The following is a 6383-nucleotide window of genomic DNA, read 5'->3' on the forward strand; positions in this document are numbered from 1 at the left end:
GGTGGGCAGTTTCTTAATGTCGGGCGTTGACCATGGGCTTGGGAACGTTGCTAGGAACATGGGGTCTGGGCCGTTGGCAGCCTAGGCACTGACTAAGCGCCACAGATGAGCTAGTTGTCGATGACTGTGGCCGATCTGGCAGCCTACCTGGGTGAACTCTAGGTACTTCTGTGTCTGTAATCGCAACGTCTGCTACCCGCAATTCCCCCCTTGACTCCCACAGCCACCAAACCTTTATCCAGCTCCTAGAGCAGTTATATCGAGAGCGCGCTCTGGTCTTCTACGGAGCCGGGCGATCGATCCCGCTACGGGAGGATGAAGTGTTAATCATTTGTCGCGGTGTTGTGCAGCTATTTACTATTCAGCAAGACGGTAGCGAAACGCTCCTGGGCCTGGCTGGGCCGTCCATGCCGGTGGGTTTACCCTTGACCACTGTCGACCCCTACTGGGCAAATGCCCTCACCGATGTAGATGTGCTGACGTTACCGATGGCCGAGATCGAGGGGTCATCCGTGCTGATGGCAGGCATGTTCCGCAATGTGACCCTACGGATGCAGCAGGCTGAAGCATGGCTTGCTCTCTCGGGCAAGCGCCTGGTCGCCGATCGCCTGCAGCAGTTCTTACTCATGCTGGCCAAAGACTTTGGCCAGGTTGAACCCAGCGGCATTCGCATTCCTATGCGGCTGACCCACCACCAGTTGGCGACGGCCATTGGCACCACCCGGGTCACCGTTACACGTTTGCTCAAAGACTTTAAGCTCGAAGGCTGGCTCACTATCGACCAGCGTCATGTAGTGCTGCGGCTCGATCCTCGATTTCCGGCCAATCAGCTGATCACCCCGATCATCCGGCGCTAGTGGTTTGATGAGCTGATTGGCCCCAACTTGCCAGGCCAGACTATGGTTCCGACCTGAGGAGATTTAGCCGCCCATGGCGGCCAGAGCGATCGCCGCTGGGTAGATGCGGTGCTCCTGCGTTTGAATGCGCGCCTGGAGGGTAACCGCCGTATCTTGCATCTGCACAGGCACAGCTGCTTGCATCACAACCGGGCCACTGTCAACAGCCAGTTCGACGTGGTGAACCGTACAGCCCGATAGCGTCACCCCCGCCGCCAAAGCCTGCTCTACAGCTTTGAGACCGGGGAAGCTGGGCAGCAGGCTGGGGTGGATATTCAAAATTCGCTGCGGAAAGGCGTCGATTAAGACCGATGTCACACAGCGCAGCCAGCCAGCCATAATCACCCAGTCCACATCGTGAGCCTGAAGAGCTTGCACAATATCTCCGTCGAGGGCTTCGCGACTGGCATAGTCTCGATGGTTGAGCAGCACCGTAGGCAATCCTAACCGCGTCGATCGCACAGCGACACCAGCCTGGGGATTGTTGTACACCACCACCTGAATCTGAGCATGGAGCTGGCCAGATTGGATACTCTGGGCGATCGCCGCCAAATTGGTACCGGCCCCCGAGGCCATCACCCCCAACCGCAACGGTTGCCTAAAGCGAGGCCAAACCGTTGGCAACGGCGGCGAAATCATAGCCTCGGGAGTTTCTAGCATGGCGTCAGAAATGGCAGCAGGAAATCGGGGAATGAGGACTATCATATGACAACATAAAAATCCCCTGGGTTAGGGAGAAAGGAGTGCCGTTGGTGAATCGAGGCATGCGGCTAGGACTGATTTTTCTCTGGGGGCTTGCGATCGCCGTCGCTATCTCCGTCGGGCACAGCAGCCAGGGAATGGCCATAGATATTTCTCAAGCCCCCCACTATGCTCAAATCGACAAATCGCCTACCGACAATGACGCCCCAGAGACGCCGACAACTCCTGATGCTGGCGCTAGTAGCCTCAAGCCCTTCGCAGACGTCGTTAACGAGCTAACTGTATCGGCAGGGCTTTTCACTCTTTACCACGACCTTGAGCGTAACCGAGCAATGCTGGGCATTAAGCCAGAGCAGCTCAACCAAAACCTGCTATTTATGGCCAACCTAGAGTCGGGGTTAGGCGAGCTCGGGCTATTTCGCGGCTGGCCCGTCAACGATTTCATGATCCAGTTTCGCCAAATCCCCGACTATCGCATTCAGGTAGCCATCCCTAACATCTACTTTCGCAGCCCTCGCCCCCAGACCCAGCAGCTGCGGCAAGAATCCTTCGGTGACTCAGTCCTGACCACCCTACCCATCCAGGCCATCGACGATGAAACCGGCGAGATTCTCATCGACCTCAAAGATTTTCTCATCAGCCGCGACCCAGCTAATCTCTCAGTCCAGTTCCCCTGGGTGTTAGGCAGCTACGCCGTTAACAGCGAAGCATCCTATCTAGGGCCGATGAAAGCCTTTCCCGAAAATATTGAGCTTGAGACCGTACTGGGATTTTCTGGCGGCGGAACGGAGTCTCCCTTGGCCCTGGGGCTGACAAGCATCCCCGACGCCCGAGGCTTTAGTTTACGAGTACGCTATAGCCTATCCGTGATTCCCAACCATCCAACGTTTCAACCGCGGCTGGCCGACGAGCGCGTTGGCTACTTCCTCACGGCCTACCGAACCCCGGGCCGACCCGGTAGCGCAGATCCCTTTGTGCGCTATATTAGCCGCTGGCATCTGGAGAAACAGGAGCCTACCGCCACCCTTTCTCCCCCCAAAACTCCCCTGGTGTTTTGGCTCGAAAACACTATTCCCCAGCCCTACCGAGCGGCCATCCGCGATGGCATTGAGTGGTGGAATGTTGCCTTTGAGCAGGCTGGGTTTACCCAGGCCATTGAAGTGCGCCAGATGCCCGCCAACGCCGATTGGGACCCTGCTGATGTGCGCTACAACGTAATTCGCTGGTCAGACTCGCTCTATCCATGGGCCAGCGGTCTAGGCCCCTCACGCATCAATCCGCTGACGGGGGAAATTCTCGATGCCGACGTGGTGCTCGATGCCAGTATTGTCAGCGACCTCAGCCTCGAGTATGAAACCCTGGCCCTGTCGGCACCGGCAGCGGTCAACCAGATGCCTCCCTGTGCCCATCCCCTGACCGATCGCCTCCGGTCTCGTCTCCAGCAGGCCGCCTCCAGCCATAGCCCCAACGCTGCGCTCCCACCGCTCGATGGAGTCAGTTCCTGCGCCGCTCTGCGGGGCAGCCAAGCAAATGCCTTTGGTACGTTAGCGGTTACCACACTGGCTCCACCCTTTTCTACGCGAGCGGCCAAGGATGCCTACATTCAACAGTACCTGCGGGTAATCACCGCCCACGAAGTCGGCCACGTACTGGGATTGCGGCACAACTTTTTGGGGAGTACCCTGCTGTCGCCGGCAGACCTGAATGACACCACAATCACCCAAGCCCAAGGCATGGTCAGCTCAGTCATGGACTACCTCCCCCCGAACCTAGCCGCACCAGGCGACAGCCAAGGTGACTACTTCCCCACTCAGCTCGGCCCCTACGATCGCTGGGCCATTGAGTACGGCTACCGCCCCGCCAACCAACGCCTCACGGCTCAATGGGAAGTACAAGCCATCGCCGACCGTTCGGGGCCCCCCGAGCTAGCCTACGCCCCCGATGAAGATGCCTATTCCCTGCTTGACCCCACCGCCAATGCCTGGGATATGAGCGCTGATCCGCTGGGCTATGCCGAGGGCCAAATGGCGATCGCTAAAGCCATCTGGGACAGGCTAGACTGGTTCTCGATCAACCCAGGAGACGGCTACGGCCAGCTGCGGCAGCAAGTCAATCTAGTCTTTCTGCACTACGACATCCAGGCCGATATCATTGCCAACTACATCGGGGGGCAGCGCTTTACCCGCACCGATCCTTGGAATTCGCGGGGTCAGGCGGCCTTCGAGCCCATCGCCGCCGCCGACCAGCGCCGTGCCCTAGCCGTGCTCAATCAACAGGTATTTGCCCCCGACGCCCTGACTCTGTCACCAGATCTCGTCAATCGCCTCGCCCCTAGTCGATGGCTGCACTGGGGCCAAGACCCCTTTGTCGATCGCATCGATTACCCAATTTACGATCGCATCTTAATCACCCAGGCCTTTACCCTCAGCAACTTGCTCGACGGCTACCGGCTGCTACGGCTGCGCGATAGCGAATTTAACCAGCAGGGGGCAGATCGCTTTACGATGGCCGAGCTGTTTGACACCCTGGGTCAAGCTATCTGGGCCGAGGTATTCAATCCCCCCGCTGCATCAGCCTCCATCTCTAGCCTGAGGCAGGGGCTACAGCGACACCACCTGAATACCTTAACCAGCCTAGTGCTACGCAACCACGGTTCTGGCGAGGGCGTAACCGATCTGTTCGGCTTCGTAGCCCAGGAGTTTACCGCTGGGGCACCCGAAGAAGCTCGGATACTGGCTCGCTACCAGCTGGGTCAGCTACAGGATGCGATCGCCCAATACCGTCGCCGCCGGGGCCAACGCCTCGACATCGCCACGTTGGCCTACTTAGAAGATATAGGCGATCGCATCGCCAAGGTACTGGATGCCCCCCTACAGGGTCAATAATTTGGCACAAAATCTATCAAAACCCAACATTTTTCCAAAAATTAGTCCCCAATACCCTGTCCTCTTAGGTGGTATTGTAGATCGGGCTAATGTGGTATCAGTGATTCCACCATTGGTGATCGATGGCGAATGCTATCCTGTACACCCCTAGGTTGTTCTTTGTCACTGTGGTCTATGGGCTACGTCTCCTACTCTGCTGGCGATCGAGTTCAAAGCCGATTGTCATAAGGGTTCCATCTACTGCTTCAGGACTCTTCTACCTGGGCACACTGAATCTATTAGTGTATTTTGGTCGTTCCACGGGTTATCCATGCTGAGTGCGTTAGCCGCTATCACCCTGTCTCCACTGTTTGCTCAACTATCCCAGGGTGAAACTACTCCGCCCATTGAGACTCAAACAGTCGTTATTCCCCATAACGGTTCCTATGCTGAGGTCATCCGCTATCAAGAAGTGCGCCCGTTACCTGGCGGCCTCGATGATATCCCGGTGTTCAATAGCAACAGCCCCGAAGTAGTTCAGCAGAACGGCATTCTGCTATCTACGTTTCCCAAAGATGGTATGGCTCACCCCGATGCCCATCTCAACTACGCCTTTGAGGGTCGTTTTGATATCTTTGCCCACCACATTGCCCGGGGCATTAATCCCGACGATCGTCGCACCTTGTTTATGGCAGTGGTGGTCTACAACCCCGGCAGTGAACCCGTCGATATCACCATTAACCAAGGAGTTAGCTATCTAAGTCAAGAGGCTCCCTTCATCAACCTACCCGATGCCCGCCTCAGCACCAACGGCAGTGTCTATGCTGGCCCAGGTAGCCGCACTACCACCGATATTCTGCGGGGTGCCAATCAATCGCACTGGCCCGATCGCATCACTATCCCACCGGGTCATGTGCAAATTCTCATGAATACCCCTATTCCCCTGCGGCAGCTCACGGTTCCGGTTAACGGCAGCTATCCCCAAGGCAGCGCAATTCCTAAGCCTCCGGTGCGCCCCGTCACCCTGACCGCCGCCGCCGCCCAAATCAACACCGAAACAGGAGCGCACGAGATGGTGGCCCCTCCACGTCCCGTGCCCAGCAACGGGCGCACCGCCATGATGTACCTGTCTAGCAGCGGCCCTGTGCATATGGCTAGCCTAGCCCGCTACGCCGATGTTTTACCCAACGGCAATGAGCGGGTGCCGTCGCTACAAGATTGGCTCCAAGTACTCAAGCAGGGTGACCTAGCTGGTCCTCGAGATATTCCTCCCACCGACCCAGAAGCCTATCAATTTGGGCGATTTTACTATGGCCGCGTTGCCGGGGTGGCCAAAGGTTCCACCTGGAAAGCGACGCTGACTGACTCGCCTGACGCCGATGTGCTGACGATTCCAGAACCTGGAAATGCCTTTTCCTACGTAGTCAGCTCTGTTGATCGCAATACCTTTGGCACAGGACAAATTCAGAGTGCACCCATGGTAGCCCGCTACCCTGATACGGCCTATCGGGCCCACGGTAACTATGGCGTGCGTTATAGCCTCAAGCTACCCTTATACAACAGCCGTGACTCTGAACAGACCGTTACCCTTAAGTTTCAGACCCCCCTGCGCGACGAAGACCTAACCCAGGGGCTACGATTTCGCCGTCCGCCCGATGACCGAATATTCTATCGAGGCACTCTGCGTTTGAAGTTTAAAAACCAGATGGGCCTAGAGCGCACCCATTATGTTCATTTGGTGCAGCGCCGTGGCCAGGAAAGTGAACCCTTGCTACGCCTCAACATTCCGGCTGAGGCTCGCCAGGATTTAGAGATTGATTTAATTTATCCCCCCGATGCGACGCCGCCCCAGGTGATTACGCTGCTGAATGGGGGAGCTCCCGAGCTGTTTGAAGCTGACACTAACACCATAGGAGTACCC

Annotated in this window: 4 protein-coding genes; 3 read left to right on the top strand and 1 reads right to left on the bottom strand. The window is 57.2% G+C overall.

Annotated elements, in window-relative coordinates:
• The first annotated feature begins 170 nt into the window (after positions 1 to 170).
• Entirely contained in the window at positions 171 to 857 is a 687-nt protein-coding gene (locus IQ254_RS11450; RefSeq protein WP_193966289.1) for a Crp/Fnr family transcriptional regulator, read from the top strand.
• A 63-nt stretch (positions 858 to 920) separates the two neighbouring features.
• On the opposite strand, the gene purN is transcribed toward IQ254_RS11450, so the two are convergent.
• Complete coding sequence (gene purN, locus IQ254_RS11455; RefSeq protein WP_193966290.1) at positions 921 to 1556, bottom strand: phosphoribosylglycinamide formyltransferase; 636 nt, start codon at positions 1554 to 1556, stop codon at positions 921 to 923.
• Between the two features lie 104 nt (positions 1557 to 1660).
• Between purN and IQ254_RS11460 the strand changes: the two genes are divergently transcribed.
• Positions 1661 to 4483, top strand: coding sequence for a zinc-dependent metalloprotease (locus IQ254_RS11460; RefSeq protein ID WP_193966291.1), 2823 nt, complete (start codon positions 1661 to 1663; stop codon positions 4481 to 4483).
• Positions 4484 to 4793: 310 nt separating this feature from the next.
• The coding region (locus tag IQ254_RS11465) for a DUF3370 domain-containing protein (RefSeq protein WP_193966292.1) at positions 4794 to 6383 on the top strand (1590 nt) is incomplete at its 3' end.

It is taken from the genome of Nodosilinea sp. LEGE 07088 (assembly GCF_015207395.1).
In the GTDB taxonomy this organism is placed as follows: domain Bacteria; phylum Cyanobacteriota; class Cyanobacteriia; order Phormidesmidales; family Phormidesmidaceae; genus Nodosilinea.

Bases quoted from the DNA above. Each gene is read 5' to 3' on its own strand.
- purN (WP_193966290.1), bottom strand. From the start codon at position 1,556: ATGCTAGAAACTCCCGAGGCTATGATTTCGCCGCCGTTGCCAACGGTT.
- IQ254_RS11460 (WP_193966291.1), top strand. From the start codon at position 1,661: ATGCGGCTAGGACTGATTTTTCTCTGGGGGCTTGCGATCGCCGTCGCT.